General features: G+C 56.7%; 15 protein-coding genes and 5 pseudogenes. 15 read left to right on the top strand and 5 right to left on the bottom strand.

Features of this window, described 5'->3' with window-relative positions; translation table 11 throughout:
• Positions 1–89 precede the first annotated feature (89 nt).
• Positions 90–2,111, top strand: a complete 2,022-nt coding sequence (locus tag HA41_RS10355) for an NADPH-dependent 2,4-dienoyl-CoA reductase (RefSeq protein WP_094120721.1) — start codon at positions 90–92, stop codon at positions 2,109–2,111.
• Here HA41_RS10355 and rlmG read toward each other — a convergent pair.
• Positions 2,112–3,229, bottom strand: a pseudogene (gene rlmG, locus HA41_RS10350) (23S rRNA (guanine(1835)-N(2))-methyltransferase RlmG). It lies immediately after the preceding gene.
• An 82-nt stretch (positions 3,230–3,311) separates the two neighbouring features.
• Between rlmG and HA41_RS10345 the strand changes: the two are divergent.
• A complete protein-coding gene (locus HA41_RS10345) occupies positions 3,312–3,815 on the top strand; it encodes a M48 family metallopeptidase (RefSeq protein WP_094120720.1) in 504 nt (167 codons plus the stop codon).
• Here the strand turns inward: HA41_RS10345 and HA41_RS10340 are convergent.
• Positions 3,812–5,498 (bottom strand): annotated as a pseudogene (locus tag HA41_RS10340) (chloride channel protein). The gene HA41_RS10345 and the pseudogene HA41_RS10340 overlap by 4 nt on opposite strands.
• A gap of 146 nt (positions 5,499–5,644) precedes the next feature.
• On the opposite strand from HA41_RS10340, the gene HA41_RS10335 reads away from it, so the two are divergent.
• The 3 genes and pseudogenes from HA41_RS10335 (at position 5,645) to sstT (ending at position 9,322) form a co-directional block, all read left to right on the top strand.
• The gene (locus tag HA41_RS10335) at positions 5,645–6,631 is read left to right on the top strand and encodes a Gfo/Idh/MocA family protein (RefSeq protein WP_094120719.1); all 987 of its coding nucleotides are present in this window, start codon (positions 5,645–5,647) and stop codon (positions 6,629–6,631) included.
• 254 nt (positions 6,632–6,885) lie between these two features.
• Positions 6,886–7,854, top strand: coding sequence for a TerC family protein (locus HA41_RS10330; protein WP_094120718.1), 969 nt, complete (start codon positions 6,886–6,888; stop codon positions 7,852–7,854).
• 235 nt (positions 7,855–8,089) lie between these two features.
• Positions 8,090–9,322 (top strand): annotated as a pseudogene (gene sstT, locus HA41_RS10325) (serine/threonine transporter SstT).
• Between the two features lie 291 nt (positions 9,323–9,613).
• On the opposite strand, the gene HA41_RS10320 reads toward sstT, so the two are convergent.
• The 3 genes and pseudogenes from HA41_RS10320 to uxaC form a co-directional block, all read right to left on the bottom strand.
• The gene (locus HA41_RS10320) at positions 9,614–11,104 is read right to left on the bottom strand and encodes a UxaA family hydrolase (protein WP_094120717.1); all 1,491 of its coding nucleotides are present in this window, start codon (positions 11,102–11,104) and stop codon (positions 9,614–9,616) included.
• Positions 11,105–11,108: 4 nt separating this feature from the next.
• A pseudogene (locus HA41_RS10315) lies at positions 11,109–12,556 on the bottom strand (tagaturonate reductase).
• A gap of 2 nt (positions 12,557–12,558) precedes the next feature.
• A complete protein-coding gene (uxaC, locus tag HA41_RS10310; protein WP_094120716.1) occupies positions 12,559–13,974 on the bottom strand; it encodes a glucuronate isomerase in 1,416 nt (471 codons plus the stop codon).
• A gap of 398 nt (positions 13,975–14,372) precedes the next feature.
• Between uxaC and HA41_RS10305 the strand changes: the two genes are divergently transcribed.
• From HA41_RS10305 to HA41_RS10260, 10 genes and pseudogenes are all read left to right on the top strand, one after another.
• The gene (locus HA41_RS10305) at positions 14,373–15,677 is read left to right on the top strand and encodes an MFS transporter (protein WP_094120715.1); all 1,305 of its coding nucleotides are present in this window, start codon (positions 14,373–14,375) and stop codon (positions 15,675–15,677) included.
• An 85-nt stretch (positions 15,678–15,762) separates the two neighbouring features.
• The gene (exuR, locus tag HA41_RS10300) at positions 15,763–16,539 is read left to right on the top strand and encodes a transcriptional regulator ExuR (protein WP_094120714.1); all 777 of its coding nucleotides are present in this window, start codon (positions 15,763–15,765) and stop codon (positions 16,537–16,539) included.
• 323 nt (positions 16,540–16,862) lie between these two features.
• Positions 16,863–17,537, top strand: a complete 675-nt coding sequence (locus HA41_RS10295) for a DedA family protein (RefSeq protein WP_094120713.1) — start codon at positions 16,863–16,865, stop codon at positions 17,535–17,537.
• Positions 17,537–17,883 (top strand): annotated as a pseudogene (gene mzrA, locus HA41_RS10290) (EnvZ/OmpR regulon moderator MzrA). The gene HA41_RS10295 and the pseudogene mzrA overlap by 1 nt, the downstream one beginning before the upstream one ends.
• 195 nt (positions 17,884–18,078) lie before the next feature.
• On the top strand, positions 18,079–18,453 hold the full coding sequence (locus tag HA41_RS10285) for a DUF1090 domain-containing protein (protein ID WP_094120712.1): 375 nt from the start codon (positions 18,079–18,081) through the stop codon (positions 18,451–18,453).
• Positions 18,454–18,488: 35 nt separating this feature from the next.
• Complete coding sequence (locus HA41_RS10280) at positions 18,489–18,794, top strand: ElaB/YgaM/YqjD family protein (protein WP_094120711.1); 306 nt, start codon at positions 18,489–18,491, stop codon at positions 18,792–18,794.
• A gap of 2 nt (positions 18,795–18,796) precedes the next feature.
• Positions 18,797–19,192: a phage holin family protein gene (locus HA41_RS10275; protein ID WP_094120710.1), complete on the top strand. Its 396-nt coding sequence runs from the start codon at positions 18,797–18,799 to the stop codon at positions 19,190–19,192.
• Positions 19,192–19,476 carry a YqjK-like family protein gene (locus tag HA41_RS10270; RefSeq protein ID WP_094120709.1) on the top strand — a complete coding sequence of 95 codons (285 nt, stop codon included), beginning with the start codon at positions 19,192–19,194 and terminating at the stop codon, positions 19,474–19,476. Before HA41_RS10275 ends, HA41_RS10270 begins: the two co-directional genes overlap by 1 nt.
• Positions 19,477–19,679: 203 nt before the next feature.
• A complete protein-coding gene (locus HA41_RS10265) occupies positions 19,680–20,093 on the top strand; it encodes a DoxX family protein (protein ID WP_094120708.1) in 414 nt (137 codons plus the stop codon).
• A 76-nt stretch (positions 20,094–20,169) separates the two neighbouring features.
• Positions 20,170–21,144, top strand: coding sequence for a glutathione S-transferase family protein (locus tag HA41_RS10260; RefSeq protein ID WP_094120707.1), 975 nt, complete (start codon positions 20,170–20,172; stop codon positions 21,142–21,144).
• The last annotated feature ends 21 nt before the right edge of the window (positions 21,145–21,165 follow it).

Below are 21,165 nucleotides of genomic sequence, written 5' to 3'. Positions count from 1 at the left end.
ATTTCACTCACACCCTGACATCCTTTCACTTTTTTTTAACGCAGAAGCCGCTAAAGTTAACTCATCCGACCACTTCGACGTGAGTGATTATGACCCAGCTCAATCCACACTATCCCGCGCTATTTTCACCACTGGACCTTGGCTTTACCCAGCTTAAAAACCGCTTTCTGATGGGGTCGATGCACACCGGACTGGAGGAACATCCGGAGGGTGCTGCCCGGCTGGCTGCATTCTATGCCGAGCGGGCGCGTGAAGGCGTGGCGCTGATCGTGACCGGCGGCATCGCCCCGAATCCACAAGGCGTGACCACCGCCCACGGCGCCATGCTCACCGACGAGACTCAGTGTGACTGGCACCGGCAGATTACCGCCGCGGTGCATCAGCATCAGGGCAAAATTGCTTTGCAGATCCTGCACACCGGCCGCTACAGCTATCAGCCGGATCTGGTGGCGCCCTCGGCCCGCCAGGCCCCGATTAATCCCTTTACTCCGCAGGCGATGAGCGATGCCGACATCGAACAGACCATTGCTGATTTTGCCCGCTGCGCCCGGCTGGCTCAGCATGCCGGCTACGACGGTGTAGAAATCATGGGATCGGAAGGCTATCTGATTAATCAGTTTCTGGTGAAGCAGACTAATCAACGCAGCGACCGCTGGGGTGGCGATTTCAGTCAGCGTATGCAGTTCGCGCTGGCGATCACCCGCGCGGTCCGTGCCGCTACCGGCGAGGCGTTTATCATTATTTTCCGCCTGTCGATGCTGGACTTGATCAAAGAAGGCAGCACGCTGGACGAGACCTTGCAGCTGGCGGGCGAGCTGGAGCAGTGCGGTGTCACGCTGTTCAATACCGGCATTGGCTGGCATGAGGCGCGCATCCCGACCATCGCCACCTGCGTGCCGCGGGCGGCGTTTGCCTGGGTAACGCAGCGTCTGCGCGAGCAGGTAAAGGTGCCCGTCATCGCCACCAACCGCATTAACCACCCCGCCGTCGCCGAGCAGCTATTGCAGTCAGGCTGCGCCGATATGGTGTCAATGGCGCGCCCGTTTCTGGCCGATGCCGCCTTTGTCAGTAAAGCGCAGCGCGGCGACGATAACAGCATCAATACCTGCATTGCCTGTAATCAGGCCTGCCTCGACCAGGCCTTTGCCGGCAAGATCACCTCGTGCCTGGTCAATCCCCGCGCCTGTCATGAGTCGCTGATGCCGGTGGTCGACACCACCGCACCGCGCCGGCTGGCAGTGGTCGGGGCCGGACCGGCCGGGATGGCGTTTGCCCTGCAGGCGGCGCAGCGCGGACATCAGGTGACGCTTTACGATGCCGCGCCCGACATTGGCGGCCAGTTCAATATTGCCAGGCAGATCCCCGGTAAAGCAGAATTCAGCGAAACGCTGCGCTACTTTCGTCATCAGCTGGCGGCGGCGGGCGTGCAGGTCGTCACTGGTCATCGTGTCGGGGCCGATCAGCTCAGCGATGCCGATGAAGTGATCCTGGCGACCGGCATTCAGCCGCGCACCCCGGCCATTCCCGGCATCGATCATCCCTGCGTGCTGAGCTACCTTGAGGTGCTGCGCGATAAGCGCCCGGTAGGGCAACGGGTGGCGATTATTGGCGCGGGCGGAATCGGTTTTGACACCGCAGAATATCTGTCGCAGCCGCCGCATCAGGATGAACTGGCCGCCTTCTATCGTGAATGGGGCATCGATCGCAGTCTGAGCCAGCGTGGCGGCCTGATAACGCCGCAGCCGCCTGCCGCCACCCGGCAACTCTGGCTATTGCAGCGCCGGGCCGGTAAGCCCGGTGCCGGGCTGGCAAAAACCACCGGCTGGATCCATCGTACCAGCCTGCAGGCGCGCGGCGTGCAGATGTGGGGTGGCGTGGAGTATCTGGCGATTGATGATGCCGGGCTGCATCTGAAACGCGAGGGGCAAACTCTGCTGTTAGCGGTTGATAACGTCATTATCTGCGCCGGACAGGAACCGCAGCGCGAACTGGAAGCCGCGCTGCGGGAAAGGGGTCAGAAAGTCACACTGATTGGCGGTGCGGATGTGGCGCAGGAACTGGATGCGCGCCGCGCCATTGCGCAGGCGACGCAGCTGGCGCTCAGTATCTGATTAGCGCATCTTCACCGCACGCAACACCACGAACTTCTGGTTCGAGGCGATCAGCGTGCAGTTGCCAAACAGCTTTTTCAGTTTGTGGTGATAATCGAGGTGGCGGTTGCCGACAATGCGCAACTCGCCGCCATATTGCAGACAGCGTTTGGCATCACGGAACATCTGCCACGCCAGATGATCGGTGACGGCATGCTGCTGATGGAATGGCGGATTGCACAGCACCGCGTGCAGCCGATCGGAAGGATAACCGCTCAGCACGTTATTGACGCGGAACTGACAGCGGGCCAGGTCTTCAGGCCGGTTCACTTCAACGTTGCGCTGGCTGGAGGCGACCGCCATATAAGATTCATCAAGGAAATGCACTTCGGCCTGCGGGTTCTGCTCCAGCGCCATCAGCCTACCACGCCGTTACCACAACCGAGATCGACAATTTCACCCTCAATATTTTCCGGCAGATGCTGCACAAACAGCCGCGCGCCAATATCCAGCGACGACCGTGAAAATACGTTGGCGTAGTTGTGAATCAGATAAGGGGTACCATCCAGCGGCCAGACCAGCGTCGGTTCGGCGTCACGCAACGCCGGACGGGTGAACTGGCTGTAAATCAGCCGCGCTTTTTTCCACGCCAGCGAGGTGCGGGTTTCCCCGATGATTTGCTCAAACAGCTGCAGCGTCGAATTATGGATCTCTTTGGCCCGCGCCGCGGCCAGGATCACCGTCTCTGGCGTCGCGACCTGACGAATGGCGCGCAGCTGGTGCTCCAGCAGCGCCAGTGTTTTCGGCACCTTGATCAGCACTGCGGCCGGGGCCGCGGGCAGCGCAGCCAGGCTATCGAGAAAATGGACTTCACCATCGTCCAGCGCGTTTAACGCCAGGTTCTGCCGCGTCGCCTGCTGGCTCAGCCAGGAGTCGCTGACGTGCCAGACGGTGCGCGGATTCAGCGCGCAGGTTAACGCGCCAAAGCTGTCGTTCATCACCAGCACCGGGCCTTCGGGCAGCGTCTGCTGCAACAGATATTCATCAGCCGCATCCCAGGCTTGTAATGGACTTTCGTCACGCATCTGCGGGAAACGATGCAGGATAAGTGTGCGATCGTTCAGTTCAAGTTGGCTCATGAATTCTCCGGCGTGGTACACTTTGATGGATTGTCGCCCCAAAAAGGGGGCGCAGTATACTGTCTTTCGCCGGGAATCCCTAATGTCCTCACTGATCTACCTTCAGGGTTATCCTGCCCCTATTCTTGAGCAGGTTGAGACGTTGATCACCCATCAGCGTTTAGGCGCATTTCTGCAGCAGCGTTATCCTGACACCCACGATGTGATGAGTGATAAAGCGCTGTATGACTACACCCTGGCGCTGAAAAACCGCTATATGCGCAACGCCCCGCCGATCAGTAAAGTGATCTGGGATAACAGGATCAAGGTGATGAAGCATGCGCTGGGTTTGCATACCGCCATCTCGCGGGTGCAGGGCGGCAACCTGAAGGCCAAGGCCGAAATCCGTATATCGACCTTTTTCCGCCTCGCGCCGGAACCGTTTCTGCGGATGATCGTGGTGCATGAGCTGGCGCACCTGAAAGAGAAGGATCACGATAAAGCGTTCTACCAGCTCTGCTGCCACATGGAGCCCGATTACCACCAGCTCGAATTTGACGCCCGCCTCTGGATGACCGATCAGGCGATGCGCGGCAACGCCGCTTAAAGAAACTCCTGCGCTTTCTGAATCAGGCTGGTTTTAGTCAGCGCCCCGAGAAAGCGCCGTTCCTGCGGATTGTTCAGCACCGGCAACCGCTCCAGCGTCACCGCCGCAAATGCCTCCCAGCCTTCGCGCATACTCTGGTTCTGGTAAATCACCGGAAACTCATCATCCATCACGCACTGTACCGGTGAGTCGAGGGTGATCTCCTGCGCCAGTACCCGCCGTGAAATCTCATGAATCGATACCACGCCCAGAAACGCCCCCCTTCATTGATCACATAGACGTAGCGTTCCCGCTTCAGCGAGCTGACCGCCAGCGCCTGGCCGACCGATTCGTGGGGCTGCAACGCTGCGCCGGCGATGATCAGCTCTGCGATGCGCATATTATCGAAATCGTATTTGGCTTCGGAGCGGTTGAAGTGATGGCTCACCACCGGATAGGTACTGGTCGATTGCAGCCGGTAGACCACCATCGATGCCAGCACCGAGGCGATCATCAGCGGGAACAGCAGACTGCTGTTGAGCGTCATCTCCAGCACCATCAGCATCGCCATTAACGGCGCCTGGCTGACGGCGGCCAGCACCGCTGCCATGCCAATCGCAGCATAGAGCAGCACATTGCCAGACGGCAAATGCAGCGCTGCCCCACCGCTGGCGATAATCACCCCCAGCAGTGCGCCAATCAGCAATGAAGGGGTAAACAGGCCGCCGACCGCATTCGACCCGACCGACAGGCTGGTGGCGAGCGTCTTCAGCAACAGTAACAGCAGCAGGCCTGGCAGCAGATAGTGGCCCGCCATCACTTTGACGATCACTTCATAACCGTTACCGAGAATATCGGTTGAGATCAGCGCCAGTAAACCGACCGCAAAGCCGCCCGCCCCGAGCCGCAGCGGCAATGAGGTTACCCGGCTGAACAGCCGCTTGCTGCGGGCAATCAGCTTGATCAGCAGCCAGCCGGCCAGGCCGGCAACCAGACCAATCACCACTGTCATCATCAGGCTGCTGAGGTCCATCCGGAAGCTGGCCTCCGCCAGCGGATAAAGCGCACTGCGAAAGCCCAGCGACCACATGGTCATCACCGCCACGGCCGAGGCGATAATCAGCGGTATCAGCCGCTGCAGCGCGGAAATGCCGAAGGCGATTTCCGCTACAAAATTGCTGACGCCAGCGGCGCGTGATACACCGACGACAGACCCGCCGCCGCCGCCATCGCCACGACGTCACTGTTTTTCAGGTTAAGCGATGCCGGTAGCACCCGGCCAATCGCGCTGCCGCACAGTGCTGACAGCTGCACCATCGGCCCCTCTTTCCCTATTGACGCGCCGCTGCCAATACTGGCAATCGAGGATAAGGCGCGAAAAAGCGAGGTTTTGGTCGGAACCGCGTCGAGACGGGCATTTATCACCTCCAGGTAGTCGGTCTTCACCGTCTGTTGCTGCTCAATGGCGACAGCGTAGCGCAGAAAATAACCCGCCAGCACCCCGCCGCCGCCCACCAGCAGCGGCCAGAAGATCCACGGCCAGACGTGAACCGATTCGGTGATTTCGCCTCCACTGGCGAACAGCAGATGATTAATAAGCTCAATTACGCCACGAAAAGCCAGCGTCACCAGCGATGCCGCGCACCCGACCGGGATGGCGATCAGTAAGGTGGTCCAGTTTAATGCGTGCTTACTTGCTTTCACCTGCGCTCCCTGTTTTGTACCTGAAAATCATCGCGTCACCTTATTACTGGAATGTGGATCGCAGGATCCACTCCTGCTCGCCCGGCCCCATTGCACCCGGCCAGAGAGATGTTACTCTGCCGCTTTACTTCTGCCGGAGAGATGACGTGATTCGTTTTGCCATTGTGGGAACAAATTGGATTACACGCCAGTTTATTGATGCCGCTCATGAAACCGGAGCAATGAAACTCTGTGCGGTCTATTCGCGCAGTCAGCAGCAGGCGGAGGCGTTCAGCCACGATTATCGCTGTGAGCAGACCTTTACCTCGCTGGAGGCGCTGGCCGCCAGCCCGCAGATTGATGCGGTCTATCTTGCCAGTCCCAATGCCCTGCATTGCCAGCAGGCGCTGCTGTTTATGTCGCACGGCAAACATGTGATTTGTGAGAAACCGCTGGCCTCGAATCTGCGTGAGGCGGAAGCGATGATCGCCTGCGCCCGCCAGCATCAGGTGGTGCTGTTTGAAGCCTTTAAAACCGCCAGCCTGCCTAACTTTATCCGGCTGCAACAGGCGCTGCCTGAAGTGGGTAAGTTGCGTAAAGCCTTGCTGAGCTACTGTCAGTACTCCTCACGTTACCCGCGCTATCTCAACGGCGAGAATCCCAACACCTTTGATCCACGCTGGTCCAACGGCTCGATTATGGATATCGGCTATTACTGCCTGGCGTCGGCGGTGGCGCTGTGGGGCGAACCGCAGCGGGTACAGGCCACGGCCACGCTGCTGGAGAGCGGCGTTGACGCACACGGCGTGGTGCTGCTGAGCTACGGCGATTTTGACGTGACCATCCTGCACTCCAAGGTAAGTGATTCTTCACTGCCGAGTGAAATTCAGGGCGAAGCGGGTGCACTGGTGATCGAGAAACTCTCCGAGTGTCAGAAACTGACCTTTATTCCGCGCGGCGCAGAAAAACAGGCGCTGAGCCAGCCGCAGCATATCAATACCATGCTGTATGAAGCTGAGACTTTTTTCCGGCTGATTGAGCAGCAACAGGTGGACCATCCGGCACTGGAGGTTTCACGCATTACCGCCGCGCTGCTGACTGAGATTCGCCGCCAGACCGGCGTGGAATTCCCAGCCGATCAGCAGGCAGTGTAAATATTTCTAAATATTAACGACAATGATTGATTCCTGACCGGCTAAGCCGTAACTTACGCCTCTGCAAAGGGGAGTAACTTGTAAGCTGATTGATCGTCACTACGTTGCGAAAGCATCCGGTCATCAGGCAACCCGGAATCTGTTCTGAGTTGTAAGTGAGACCTTGCCGGAAGGCGAGGTTTGCTTACAGTAAAATAAGCGGCTGACGTCTTCTGACTTCAGCCGTTTTTTTATTTTTCAGACAGGATACGAATATGCAAACTGTGGGTACGCCACTACTCTGGGGCAGCTTTGCGGTTGTGGTGCTGATTATGCTGGCCATCGACATGCTGTTGCAGGGACGCCGCGGCGCGCAAACCATGACTTTCAAACAGGCCGCCGTCTGGTCGCTGATCTGGGTGTCAGTTTCACTGTTGTTCAGCGCCGCGTTCTGGTGGTATCTGGAAGGCAGTGCCGGACGCGAAGTCGCTAACACCCAGACCCTCGCCTTCCTCACCGGCTATGTGCTGGAAAAAGCGCTGGCAGTGGATAACGTCTTTGTCTGGTTAATGCTGTTCAGCTACTTCTCGATTCCGGCGAACCTGCAACGTCGCGTATTGATCTACGGGGTATTAGGCGCCATCGTGCTGCGTACCATCATGATCTTCGCCGGCAGCTGGCTGGTGACGCAGTTTAGCTGGATCCTCTACGTCTTCGGCGCATTCCTGCTGTTTACCGGTATTAAAATGGCACTGGCGAAAGAGGACGATCACGCGGTGGGCGACAAGCCGGTGGTGCGCTGGTTGCGTAAGCACTTACGCATGACTGACGCGCTCGATGGCGAGAAATTCTTCACCCGCAAAAATGGTGTGCTGTTTGCGACACCGCTGCTGCTGGTGCTGATTATGGTGGAACTGAGCGATGTCATCTTCGCCGTCGACAGTATCCCCGCTATCTTCGCCGTGACCACTGACCCGTTTATCGTGCTGACCTCAAACCTGTTCGCGATTCTCGGTTTGCGTGCCATGTACTTCCTGCTTGCCAACGTGGCAGAGCGCTTCTCGATGCTGAAATATGGCCTGGCCATCGTGCTGGTGTTCATCGGTATTAAGATGCTGATTGTCGATATCTACCATATTCCGGTCGGTATCTCTCTGAGCGTCGTCGGCCTGATTCTGGCGTCAACCCTGATGATTAATGCCTGGGTTAACCGCAAAAGAGACCAGAACAAGATCGCACCATAATTACCTACAGGGGCAGCGGATGCCCCTTTTTTATTTTGCCGCCACCAGCAGCGACATTTCATACCTCTGTCACACTTCCTCTATCCAGCATAATAAAAACCCGACATCCACCACACTGGCAGAATTATCTCTTTTCTCATTCGTTCTTTTCCTTATACTCCGCCGGGCAAACCGCTTTAGCTGATGCATAACATCGCCGCTAAAACTACATCCGCGACAAAATATAGAAAATACTATGCAGAAAACTCTCTCCTCACGTCTGGGCGCGCTATTTACAGGCAGCCTGGTGAAGCAAATCATGGTTGGGCTGATCGCCGGTGTGGCGCTCGCCTGGATTTCTCGCGATGCGGCGCTGGCCGTTGGGCTGCTGGGCGAACTGTTTGTCAGTGCGCTGAAAGCGGTGGCACCGCTGCTGGTCCTGATGCTGGTGATCGCCTCAATCGCCAACCACCAGCAGGGTCAGAAAAGCAATATCCGGCCGATTATTGTGCTCTATCTGCTGAGCACTTTTTTCGCTGCCGTGGTGGCGGTGGTATTCAGCCATCTGGTGCCGCAGACGCTGACTCTGGCGGCGGGTAGCACCGAAATCACACCGCCTTCCGGCATCACTGAAGTGCTTCGTGGCCTGCTGATGAGCATGGTAGCCAATCCGATCACTGCACTGATGAACGCTAACTACATCGGCATTCTGGTGTGGGCGGTGGGTCTTGGACTGGCGTTTCGTCACAGCAGTGACACCACCCGCACCTTACTTAATGATGCGTCTCATGCGGTGACCTGGCTGGTACGGTGCGTTATCCGCTGCGCGCCGGTGGGTATTTTTGGTCTGGTGGCCTCGATTCTCGCCTCAACCGGCTTTGGCGCATTGTGGCAATACGCTCATCTTCTGACGCTGTTAATCGGCTGCATGCTGCTGATGGCGCTGGTGGTCAATCCGCTGCTGGTGTTCAGCAAAATTCGTCGCAACCCTTATCCGCTGGTGTTTACCTGCCTGCGTGAAAGTGGCGTTACCGCTTTCTTTACCCGCAGTTCAGCCGCCAATATTCCGGTGAATATGGCGCTGGCGAAACGTCTGGGACTGGATTAAGATACCTATTCGGTCTCCATTCCGCTGGGCGCAACCATCAGTATGGCGGGCGCATCGATAACCATAACGGTATTGACGCTGGCGGCAGTACATACGCTGGGCATCAGCATTGATGTCCCGACCGCGATTCTGCTCAGCCTGGTCGCTTCGTTGTGTGCCTGTGGCGCGTCGGGTGTAGCAGGCGGTTCACTGCTGCTGATCCCGGTGGCCTGTAATATGTTTGGTATCCCCAACGATCTGGCGATGCAGGTGGTGGCGGTCGGCTTTATTATCGGTGTATTGCAGGATTCGGCGGAAACCGCCCTTAACTCCTCTACCGATATTATGTTTACTGCCGCGGTCTGTCAGGCGGAAGCCGAACGCGAAACCAGCCGGGCCTGATTCAGTAAAAATAAAAAGGCGACCCGCAAGTATCACTACGGGTCGCTTCAGACTGCTAGCACGCCAATATCAGGGTTAGCCCAGCCGCAACGAATAACTCAACGCGTAGGGAACACGGGCAGAGGAGGAAAGCGTCCCGCGCCATGGATGGCGCGGGCCGAGCGTGTCATGGATGACGGCCTTTGCGACTTTCCGATCTGACCGTGTTCCCTTCGCCAGCTCAGTCTCACCGCCACTGAGCCGGACTTTATCCGCGATCTCAAGCAACCCGCACTTTATCAGATCGCTTTTTTACAGCGTTACCCCACTTTTGAAGATCGCCAGCTCGCGGAAGTCGTTCTTTTCGTTGTTGGTGAGCTGACCATTGGCAATCGCTACAATGGTATCCACGAAATCTTCCAGCATCTGATCCATGCTCATGCCAACAATCAGTCGTCCGGCATCAAAATCGATCCAGTGCGGTTTTTTCTCAGCCAGCGGCGTGTTGGTTGCCAGCTTCACTGTCGGGACAAACCCGCCATAGGGCGTGCCGCGCCCGGTGCTGAACAGCACCATATGACAGCCGGCACCCGCCAGCGCACTGGTGGCCACCGCATCGTTGCCTGGCGCGCTCAGCAGATTGAGGCCCGGCGTTTTCAGCCGTTCACCATACTTCAGCACATCCACCACCTGGCTCTGCCCCGTTTTCTGGGTGCAGCCGAGTGACTTCTCTTCCAGCGTGGTGATGCCGCCCGCTTTATTACCCGGTGACGGATTTTCATAGATCGGCTGCTGATGATCGATAAAGTACTGCTTGAAGTCGTTGATCATCGCTACCGTTTTACCGAAGATCGCCTCGTCGCGGCAGCGGCTCATCAGAATGCGTTCCGCGCCAAACATCTCCGGCACTTCAGTCAGCACGGTGGTGCCGCCGTTGGCGATCATCTGATCAGAGAAGCGTCCCAGCAACGGATTGGCGGTAATTCCCGAAAAACCATCTGAGCCGCCACACTCCAGACCGAATTTCAGCTCGCTGAGTTTGCCTGGCTCACGCTGGTCATGGCGCATTTTTTCATACAGCGCATGCAGGCGCTCCACCCCGGCTTCCACTTCGTCGTCATGCTGCTGGCAGACCATGAATTCAACCCGGTCGCTTTCAAACACCCCAAGTGTGTCGCGAAACGCATCAACCTGATTGTTCTCGCAGCCGAGCCCAATCACCAGCACCGCGCCCGCGTTCGGGTGCCGCACCATGTTTTGCAGCATGGTACGGGTATTTTCATGATCCTGGCCCAGCTGAGAACAGCCGAACGTGTGGCTGAACAGGAAGGCACCATCAATATCTTCCGCCTGCTGCGTCTCTTTCAGGAAACGCTGCAGGATCTGACGGGCAATGCCATTGACGCAACCGACAGTCGGCAGGATCCACAACTCATTGCGGATACCGACCTCGCCGTTCGCGCGACGATAGATCTGCACTTCGCGATCGCCCGGCTGTGGCGGAATGGTCACGAAGTCTGGCAGATACTGATACTGATCCAGATCGCTGAGGTTGGTTCGGGCATTCTGTGAATGGATCAGCTCACCCGCCACGATCGGCTGGGTTGCATGGGCGATCGGTAAACCATATTTGATCACCAGCTCGCCCTGAGCGATCGGCTGCAGGGCAAACTTATGCCCACGCCCGACCGCCTGTTGCAGCGCCACGGAGAGCGCAGAGACCTCGATGCTGGCGCCAGCGTCTAAGTCACGCAACGCCACGGCGACGTTGTCGCGGGAATGTATTTTAATTGCGTCTTGCATAGCGTTATCTCAGTTGACTCAGCGCCTCACGCATTCCGTGGGCGATGATATTTTGCAGGTGTCGGGTCACCACAGCCACCAGTCCGGGTCGCTGGGTTAAATCTTCGCCCCAGTGTTGCGCATCGCTTAGTACGCTCTGCACCAGTTGCTCCGGTGTAATCTGATCCGCCTGCAACGCCGTCCACCCTTCGGCGTAGCGCTGCAGCCAGTGTGCATCATCCTGCAGCGGCCAGCTTTTTTCTGCCGATTCGCCGCGATAAAAAGCGATCAGCGCTGCCAGCGCGAAGGTCATGCGGGTTGGCCATTCGCCGTTTTGCTGATGCGCTGCCAGCAACGGCGTCAGCAGCCGGGTGCGGAATTTTGTCATGCCATTCAGCGCAATCGACAACAGCGCATGGCGAATAAACGGATTGCGGAACCGACGCTGCACTGCATCAGCAAAAGCGTGTAGCTCGCTCGTGGGCAGGTCGAGCGTCGGGATCACTTCGTCACGCAGCAGCCCCTCCACGAAACCGGCAACCGCCGGATCGTCCATCGCCTCACCGACGCTCTCCAGCCCGGCGAGAAACGCCACCGGTACCATCGCGGTGTGCGCGCCGTTGAGGATCGCCACTTTCTGCGCTTTATAGGGCGCAATGTCATCGACATGGCGCACCTGCGGTGCCAGCGCGTTCAGCTTCAGCTCGGTAAACAGCGCCGACGGCCCCTGAATTACAAACTGGTAGTAGACTTCACCCGCCACCAGATAACGATCTTCGTAACCCAGTTCCGCCTCAATCTCTGCGCTTTCGGCCGGGAAGCCGGTGACGATGCGGTCGACCAGCGTGTTGTAGAAAGCACAGTGCTGATGAATCCAGGTTTTAAATTCTGACGGCAGATGCCAGTGATCGGCATAGCGCAGCACCATCTCACGCAGCGTGTCGCCGTTATGGTCAATCAGCTCGCACGGCACCACCAGCCAGCCCTTGTCACTGGCGCCCCCGAAGTGGGAATAGCGCGCCCACAGCAGCTGCGTCAGTTTGCCTGGGAAACTGCTGGCAGGCTGGTCGGTGAGTTGATCCGTGCCAACAAAGGCGATACCCGCCTCGGTGGTATTGGAAAACACCATGCGCAGATCGGGGTTGTGCGCCAGCGCCATAAAATCCCCGAACTGCTGATATGGCTGGATCTCGCGGTTCAGACTCCGAATCAGCCGGGTTTCGCTCACCGACTCGCCCTGGTCGTTCAGGCCGCGAATCAGCGTGGTGTAGAGACCATCCTGCTGATTCAGGCTGTCGCTGACCTCACGGTTACGCGGCCGCACCACCACGATCCCGGCATCGGTGCCTGATGTTCGTTAAGCCAGTCAATCTGCCAGTCTATAAAGGCGCGCAGAAAGTTCCCTTCGCCGAACTGGATCACCCGGTCGCGATAGACCGCACCCGGAAAGTCGTGACGGTTTAGCCTTTTCATTCTCAGGCTCCCAGCTCAATGCCGAAGTAATCGCGGGCATTGTTAAAGCAGATGTTTTGCACCATCTCGCCTAACAATGCCTCATCCGCTGGCGCTTCGCCCTGCTCTACCCAGCGACCGATCATCTGGCACAGCAAACGACGGAAATATTCGTGACGGGTGTAGGAGAGGAAGCTGCGGCTGTCGGTCAGCATCCCGACAAAACGGCTCAGTAAACCGATCTGCGCCAGCTGGGTCATCTGGCGCTGCATACCATCCAGCTGGTCGTTGAACCACCAGGCTGAACCGAACTGCATCTTGCCGGCCTGACCTTCACCCTGGAAGTTGCCTGCCATGGTCGCCAGCACTTCGTTGTCGCGCGGGTTCAGGCAATAGAGGATGGTTTTTGGCAGCGCGTTGTTGAGGTTCTGCGCCCCCAGCAGACGCGCCAGCGGTTCAGCCAGCGGCTGATCGTTGATCGAGTCGAAGCCGACATCCGGCCCTAACAGTTGATACTGACGCGGGTTGGTGTTGCGTAACGCGCCAATGTGATACTGCTGCACCCAGCCGCGACGGGCATATTCACTGCCCAGCCACACCAGCACGGCGGTTTTGAACTGGGCGGTCTCGTGCGGATTGGGTGCAGCACCGCTGCGGCGGCGAGCCAGAATGGCGTCCAGCGTGGCGTCATCCGCCTCGGCATAACAGACCACGTCCAGCGCGTGATCGGAGACTTTACAGCCGTGCGCCGCAAAGTGATCCAGCCGCTGATTAAGTGCGCTACGCAGATCGTCAAAACGCTGCACGCTGATGTCAGTCAGCTGCTCCAGCGTCTCAATCCACGGCAGGAAGGTTTCCGCTTCAATATTGAACGCTTTGTCCGGCCGCCAGCTCGGCAGCACTTTGACCGTAAAGCTGCTGTCCTGCGCCAGTGCGTGGTGATGACGCAGATCGTCCAGTGGATCGTCGGTGGTGCCGACCATCTTCACCTTCATCTGCTGCATGATACCGCGCGTGGTAAAGCTGTCCTGTGCCAGCAGTTCGTTGCAGCGATGCCAGATGTTATCCGCAGTTTTTTCCGAGAGCAGCGTATCGGTGATGCCGAAAGGCCGGCGCAATTCCAGATGGGTCCAGTGATAGAGGGGGTTGCCAATGGTATGGGGAACGGTACGCGCCCAGGCGTCAAATTTTTCACGATCGCTGGCGTCGCCGGTACAGAGCGCCTCCGGTACGCCGTTGGCGCGCATCGCCCGCCATTTGTAGTGGTCGCCTTTCAGCCAGATGTCGTAAAGGTTAGCGAAGCGATAATTTTCGGCAATCTGCTGCGGCGGCAGGTGGCAGTGATAGTCGAAAATCGGCTGATCCTTCGCATAGTCGTGATAGAGACGACGGGCGAACTCGTTATCCAGCAAAAAATCCTCGGTCATAAAACGCGACATAGCAACATCCTCATCAACTGAACCGCTAATGGCCCAAAGTTATCATACCAATTTAAGCCCGCTGCGGATTTATTTGCGATCCTGCTCACATAAACGGCGTTCTCTGTCGACGGTTATGGACACTTTTGTCGCCTGTAGCGTGCTAAACGGCTGTCATTTCGCAGGTTTCCAGTATCCCACAGCGCAGAAAGGGTTTTTGTGATGGCTCTCAACTTTTAAAGTTGTATAACAAGTTAGGCTCTCGCTCCATCGTGAGGGTGTTTTGACTCACAAACGGCAAGGTCAGAAAACGGTCGCTCAGACAGGACCTGCGGGCGTGAGCAGAACTGCATCACGAGTTGTCCCGCTCCAGATAACAACAGCGGCATGACCGCATACAGAACTGGAAGAGGTAGAGGATGCGTAAAATCAAAGGGTTACGCTGGTACATGATTGGACTGGTAACTCTCGGCACGGTGTTAGGGTACCTGACCCGTAACACTATCGCGGTGGCGGCCCCCACGCTACAAACTGAACTGCATATCACCACACAGCAGTACTCCTACATCGTGGCGGCTTATTCGGCCTGCTATACGCTGATGCAGCCGGTGGCAGGCTACGTACTTGATCTGCTGGGCACCAAAGTCGGGTATGCGGTGTTTGCCGTGTTGTGGGCCATCTTCTGCGCCGCTACCGCAATGGCCGGTAGCTGGGGCGGTTTTGCGCTGGCACGCGGTGCGGTCGGTGCGGCGGAAGCGGCGATGATCCCGGCAGGGCTGAAAGCCAGCAGCGAATGGTTCCCGGCCAAAGAGCGCTCGGTCGCGGTCGGATATTTTAATGTGGGATCGTCAATCGGCGCGATGCTGGCACCGCCGCTGGTGGTCTGGGCAATCGTGGCGCACAGCTGGCAGATGGCGTTTATCATCACCGGCGTGCTGAGTATGGCGTGGGCGTTATGCTGGCTGGTGTTTTACAAGCACCCGAAACAGCAGACTAAACTCAGCGATGAGGAGCGCGACTACATCATTTCCGGCCAGGAAGCGCAGCATCAGACCGGCAACACCCGCAAAATGTCGGCGATGGAGATCGTGCGTAACCGCCAGTTCTGGGGCATAGCGCTGCCACGTTTTCTGGCGGAACCGGCCTGGGGAACCTTCAATGCCTGGATCCCGCTCTTCATGTTCAAAGTCTACGGTTTCAATCTGAAAGAGATTGCGCTGTTTGCCTGGATGCCGATGCTGTTTGCCGACTTTGGCTGCATTATTGGCGGATATCTGCCACCGCTGTTTCAGCGCTGGTTCGGCGTCAACCTGATCGTGTCGCGCAAACTGGTGGTGACGATGGGCGCGGTGTTGATGATTGCACCCGGCACTATCGGCCTGTTTACCAGCCCGTACGTGGCTATCGCCCTGCTGTGCGTCGGCGGTTTTGCTCATCAGGCGCTCTCGGGTGCGCTGATTACCCTCTCCTCTGACGTGTTTGGCCGCAACGAAGTCGCCACCGCCAACGGCTTAACCGGCATGGCGGCATGGACGGCCAGTACCATGTTTGCGCTGGTGGTCGGTGCCCTGGCCGATACGCTGGGCTTCAGCCCGCTGTTTGCCGCGCTGGCGGTATTTGACCTGTTGGGTGCCGTAGTGATCTGGACCGTGTTGAAAAACAAACCGATTTCAGAGCTTACGCCTGAGGTAACCGCACCGCAGGCCGCTGTGGCCCGCAGTTAGTCTTCCGGGCTGGCACAAGCCAGCCCATTTCCTCGCCCGTCACAAAGTGGTATAACAACTCTCTGTTTGCTACCTGGACTGTGCTATGGACCTCACTGAATCCCGTCGACTTTATCAACAGCTGGCCAGCGAGCTGAAACGCCGCATTGAAGCCGGAATCTACCCGATAGGCGAGAAATTGCCGGCCGAGCGCCTGATTGCTGAAGAGATGGAAGTGAGCCGCACCGTGGTCCGTGAAGCGATCATCATGCTGGAAGTCGAAGGGTATGTTGAAGTACGCAAAGGCTCAGGCATTCACGTGATGGCCAGCCAGCAGCAGAACCGCATTGCGCCGACCAGCAGCCAGCTGGAGTTCGCCACCTTCGGCCCGTTCGAGTTACTGCAGGCACGCCAGTTAATTGAAAGTAACGTGGCTGAGTTCGCTGCCACGCAGGTAACGCGTCAGGACATTATTGACCTCATGGCGATTCAGGAAAAAGCCCGTCAGGAAGATCATTTTCGCGATTCTGAATGGGATATGCAGTTCCACGTTCGTATTGCCCGATCAACCCAGAACAGTGCGTTAGCCGCCATTGTTGAAAAAATGTGGCTGCATCGCCTGCACAATCCTTACTGGCTCAAACTCCACGAGCACATCGATCAGCGCAGCATTCTCAGCTGGTGCGACGACCACGATCAAATTCTTAAAGCCCTGATGCGTAAAGATCCGGCCGCCAGTAAACTGGCGATGTGGCAACATCTGGAAAATACTAAACAGATGCTGTTCAATGCCACGGCGGATGACTTCGAATTTAACGTAGACCGTTACATGTTTGGTGAAAACCCGGTCGTCCTGCCAGACGGGTCAAATAACGCCCGCTAACCGTGATTAAAAAGCGCCCAACATGGTCAGTTAATCTGCAATAGTGTCAGGTCATGTAAAGCTCCTTTTTACACGCCGTTTCACAAGGTAAAACTCCTGTTCGCCGACGAGTTTTCCTGTCTCGGACAGGTGATTTTTGTTACAGTTATCGCCCTTTTCTTACCCTTTGCGACAGGGGTTTATAAAGTCGCTGATTTAACGATCAATTCTGGAAGGATCCGGAAAATCCTGCCCAGGCTGCGCGCCTAAAATTTACAACTAACTGCCAGTCTGTGCTCAAGTCCCGGTGGGACATGTTTAACAATGATGTTCAGGAAAGATTGATGGATATTTTGCAAGCGTTGCTGCATGCCTTGTGGCAACAGGACTACGAAACGCTTTCCGACCCCGCGCTGGTATGGGCCATTTACGGCGTGCTGTTCATGATTCTGTTTCTGGAGAATGGCCTGCTGCCCGCCGCGTTTTTACCGGGTGACAGTCTGCTGATTCTGGTCGGCGTACTGATTGCCAAAGGTACCATGAGTTTTCCGTTAACCATTCTGGTGCTGACCACCGGCGCCAGCCTGGGATGCTGGGTGAGCTATATTCAGGGTCGCTGGCTGGGTAATACGCCTACGGTGCAAAAATGGTTGTCGCACCTCCCCGCCCAGTACCATCTTCGCGCCCACAGCCTGTTTCACCGGCACGGGTTATCTGCCCTGCTGATTGGCCGCTTTATCGCCTTTGTACGTACCCTGCTGCCAACCATCGCCGGATTATCCGGTCTGAGCAATGCTCGCTTTCAGTTTTTCAACTGGGTCAGCGCCTTCCTCTGGGTCGTTATTTTAACCGTGATGGGCTTTGCCCTGGGCAAAACGCCGATTTTCCGCCGTTATGAGGATGAACTGATGTTCTTCCTGATGATGCTGCCGCTGGCGCTGCTGGTGTTTGGCCTGGTGGGATCGCTGGTGGTGTTGTGGCGTAAACGACAGGCGGATCAAAACGGGAAAGCTGAGTAATGAAATTGCTACAGGCTATTCCAAAACGGTGGTTACCCTGGTTGATCGCGGGCGTTTTGCGCTGATTGCGATTGGTGTGGCGCCAACCCTGATGCGACATGAAACGGTGGTGCAGATTCGCGTTTCCCATGCTGGCGCGACCCTGCCCGACGGCTTCTACCTTTATCAACAGCTCAGCGCCCAGGGGATTCGTATTAAAAGCATTACCCCGGCTGGCGATGCGCTGATTATTCATTTCGACAGTGAAGAACAGAGTCTGGCGGCGCAAAAAGTGCTGCGTCGTCTGTTGCCTCAGGGCTTTATTGTGGCGCAGCACGACCAGTCTCAACGCCTGTCGCTGGCCTGATCTTTCCTTCCTCGCTGTTCTCACCTCAGACCACACCTACACGGCTCTGGTCTGAGGTGAACTCTATCTCCCGGTGTTCTTTGAACTTTTTACCGCTGATGTCTATGCTTAACCGAGAGTTGATTCTCAACACGCGCCGTAAGCGAACAGGCTGCGTGGTGACGGGTCAGGTAACAACGGAAGGTACCAAGCCTGATGAAATATGATCTATTACTGGGAATAGCGCTGCTGTCGCTGTCAGGATCTTTGCTGGCGGCAGAGTCGCTGTGTCAGCAGAAAGAACAGGATATCCAGCGTGAAATTGAGGTGGCGCAGAAACATAACAATCAGCGCCGCGTTAACGGCCTGGAGCGAGCCCTGACTGAAGTCCGCGCTGACTGCACCGACAAAAAGCTGGAAGCGTCGCATCTGGAAAGAATAAACGCTCAGAAACAGAAAGTGGCTGAGCGCGAACACGAACTCAGGGAAGAGCGTGATGAGGGCCATGACAAGGATAAGATTGCTAAGCGAGAACAAAAACTGGATGACGCGCGCCGGGAGCTGAAGAAGTTACAGGCGGAGCCCTATTAACCGGAATTAACCTACTGATGTTAAAGGAGTATTTCATGTCTAAAGACACATCGTCGGAACATTTGCGTGCTGAACTGAAAAACCTTGCTGACACACTGGAAGAGGTGCTGAGCAGCAGCACTGAGAAATCCAAAGGCGAGCTGGATAAACTGCGTAACAAAGCGCGTGTGGCGCTGGACAGCTCCCGCGAGCGCTTAGGTGAATCCAGCGAGCGCATCGCTGCCACCACCCGCGAAGCCGCGCAAAAAGCCGAAGGCTATGTGCGTGAAAATCCATGGCATGGTGTCGGTATCGGTGCAGCGATTGGCGTCGCACTGGGCATCTTCATTTCGCGTCGTTAACTATGGCAGATTCACAGCATAACCACGGCCCGGCTAAAGGGGTCATAAACATCGGCCAGCGTATTGTGACCACGCTGGTGGGTATGGTTGAGACGCGCGTTCGTCTGGCAGTGGTGGAACTGGAAGAAGAGAAAGCTAACCTGATACAGCTGCTGTTGATGGTCGGCCTGACGATGCTGTTCACCGCTTTTGGTCTGATGAGTCTGATGGTGTTGATCATCTGGGCAGTAGATGCGCAGTATCGACTGATGGCCATTGGCATCACCACAGGAACCCTGTTCTTGCTGGCGATTATCTTCGGGCTCTGGACGCTACGTAAATCGCGTCAGTCCACGCTGTTGCGCCACACGCGCAAGGAGCTGGATACTGACCGCAGCTTACTTGAGGATCAGCGTTAATGAGCCGCCGCGAGCGTGAAGAACGCATCCAGGAACTGCTCAAGCATGTGCAGCAGCAGCGGCTTGATTTAAGCGCCGCGCGCCGTGACTGGCTGGAAGGGACCGCCCATTACGATCGCGGCTGGTTCACGTTTCTCAGTTTACGGCGCTATCTGGCGATTGGCAGCAGCGCGCTGGCGATCTACTCGATTCGCAGTCCCAACATGCTGTTACGCTGGGCAAAACGCGGATTTGGTGCCTGGAGCACCTGGCGCATGATCAAGTCCGCTTTACCGCCGCGTTAATCCTGCTTAAAGCCGGTCCTGAACAGGCCGGCTTCTCTTCATCAGAAATTCTGAAAAACACCGACAGTATATCTCACTTACAACCTTTGCGCGCCGCGACTATCATCCCCAGCTATCAACCCAATGAATGGCAACACAGCTTTCAACGGGAATAAATCCTGCGGGCAGCCTGCCCTGCAAAACTGATAGCGCTGGAGTAAATGATGAAAAAATTCGAAGATACTGGTCTGCTGCTGGCTCGCATCCTGATGCCAATCCTGTTCATTACCGCTGGCTGGGGCAAGATTTCCGGTTATGCGGCAACCCAGCAGTACATGGAAGCGATGGGCGTGCCTGGCTTCATGCTGCCACTGGTTATCCTGCTGGAATTTGGCGGCGGCCTGGCGATTCTGTTCGGTTTCCTGACCCGTTTCACCGCGCTGTTTACTGCCGGTTTCACCATCCTGACCGCGTTTCTGTTCCACAGTAACTTTGCCGAAGGCGTGAACCAGCTGATGTTCATGAAGAACCTCTCTATTGCGGGCGGCTTCCTGGTATTAGGCCTGGTGGGTCCTGGCGCGTACAGCATCGACCGTCTGTTGAGCAAAAGAAAGCCACAGGCTGCGATTGCACGCTAATCTGCCGTAACGCGTATTCACACATATACTTAACAGGGCGAGGAGACAACCTCGCCCTGTTTGCATTGGAGGCGATATGGGACAGTTAATTGAGGGTGTCTGGCATGACACCTGGTACGACACTAAATCTACTGGTGGACGATTTAAGCGTTCGGCATCAGCATGGCGCAACTGGGTCACCACCGATGGCAGCGCCGGCCCTGACGGGAAAGCGGGATTTACCGCCGAGCGTGACCGCTATCATCTCTATGTGTCGCTGGCCTGCCCGTGGGCGCATCGCACTCTGCTGATGCGTCAGCTGAAAGGGCTGGATAGCATGATTGATGTGTCCGTGGTCCATCCACTGATGCTGGAAAACGGCTGGACCTTTGATGATGACTTTGAGGCAGCGACCGGCGATAAGCTGTATCAGAACGAGTTTCTCTATCAGCTCTATCTGCACGCCGATCCGCACTACAGCGGTCGTGTGACGGTGCCGGTGTTGTGGGACAAGCAGCAGAACACCATTGTCAGCAATGAATCCGCCGATATCATCCGGATGTTTAACAGCGCGTTTGATGCGGTGGGCGCCCGTGCCGGAGATTACTATCCGGTTGCCCTGCGCGAGAAAATCGATGAGCTGAACGGCTGGATTTACGATACGGTGAATAACGGCGTCTATAAGGCGGGCTTCGCCACTTCACAGTCGGCTTATGATGAAGCGGTTACCGCACTGTTTCATTCGCTGTCGCGGCTGGAGCAGATCCTCGGTCAGCACCGTTACCTGACCGGCGATGAGTTGACCGAAGCAGATTTACGGCTGTGGACCACGCTGGTCCGTTTTGATCCCGTCTATGTGACCCATTTCAAATGCGATCGTCATCGCATTGGTGATTTCATTAATCTGAGCGGTTTCCTGCGCGATATCTATCAGATGTCCGGTATCGCCGAGACGGTTAACCTGCCGCATATTCGTCATCACTACTATTGCAGCCATAAGACCATCAACCCGAACGGCGTGATTTCGCTGGGTCCAGCGTTTGACTGGGATGAGCCACACGGCCGCGGTTAAGGCAGAGTCTCCATAAGCAAG

The sequence above is a fragment of the Pantoea conspicua genome (genome assembly GCF_002095315.1).
In the GTDB taxonomy this organism is placed as follows: Bacteria; Pseudomonadota; Gammaproteobacteria; order Enterobacterales; family Enterobacteriaceae; genus Pantoea; species Pantoea conspicua.
The sequence above is the reverse complement of the archived record's forward strand: the minus strand, read 5'-3'. Positions and strand labels throughout refer to the sequence as shown.

Coding starts and splice junctions, on each gene's coding strand:
- HA41_RS10355 (WP_094120721.1), top strand. CDS start 90: ATGACCCAGCTCAATCCACACTATCCCGCGCTATTTTCACCACTGGAC.
- HA41_RS10345 (WP_094120720.1), top strand. CDS start 3,312: ATGTCCTCACTGATCTACCTTCAGGGTTATCCTGCCCCTATTCTTGAG.
- HA41_RS10330 (WP_094120718.1), top strand. CDS start 6,886: ATGCAAACTGTGGGTACGCCACTACTCTGGGGCAGCTTTGCGGTTGTG.
- HA41_RS10320 (WP_094120717.1), bottom strand. CDS start 11,104: ATGCAAGACGCAATTAAAATACATTCCCGCGACAACGTCGCCGTGGCG.
- uxaC (WP_094120716.1), bottom strand. CDS start 13,974: ATGTCGCGTTTTATGACCGAGGATTTTTTGCTGGATAACGAGTTCGCC.
- HA41_RS10305 (WP_094120715.1), top strand. CDS start 14,373: ATGCGTAAAATCAAAGGGTTACGCTGGTACATGATTGGACTGGTAACT.
- exuR (WP_094120714.1), top strand. CDS start 15,763: ATGGACCTCACTGAATCCCGTCGACTTTATCAACAGCTGGCCAGCGAG.
- HA41_RS10295 (WP_094120713.1), top strand. CDS start 16,863: ATGGATATTTTGCAAGCGTTGCTGCATGCCTTGTGGCAACAGGACTAC.
- HA41_RS10285 (WP_094120712.1), top strand. CDS start 18,079: ATGAAATATGATCTATTACTGGGAATAGCGCTGCTGTCGCTGTCAGGA.
- HA41_RS10280 (WP_094120711.1), top strand. CDS start 18,489: ATGTCTAAAGACACATCGTCGGAACATTTGCGTGCTGAACTGAAAAAC.
- HA41_RS10275 (WP_094120710.1), top strand. CDS start 18,797: ATGGCAGATTCACAGCATAACCACGGCCCGGCTAAAGGGGTCATAAAC.
- HA41_RS10270 (WP_094120709.1), top strand. CDS start 19,192: ATGAGCCGCCGCGAGCGTGAAGAACGCATCCAGGAACTGCTCAAGCAT.
- HA41_RS10265 (WP_094120708.1), top strand. CDS start 19,680: ATGAAAAAATTCGAAGATACTGGTCTGCTGCTGGCTCGCATCCTGATG.
- HA41_RS10260 (WP_094120707.1), top strand. CDS start 20,170: ATGGGACAGTTAATTGAGGGTGTCTGGCATGACACCTGGTACGACACT.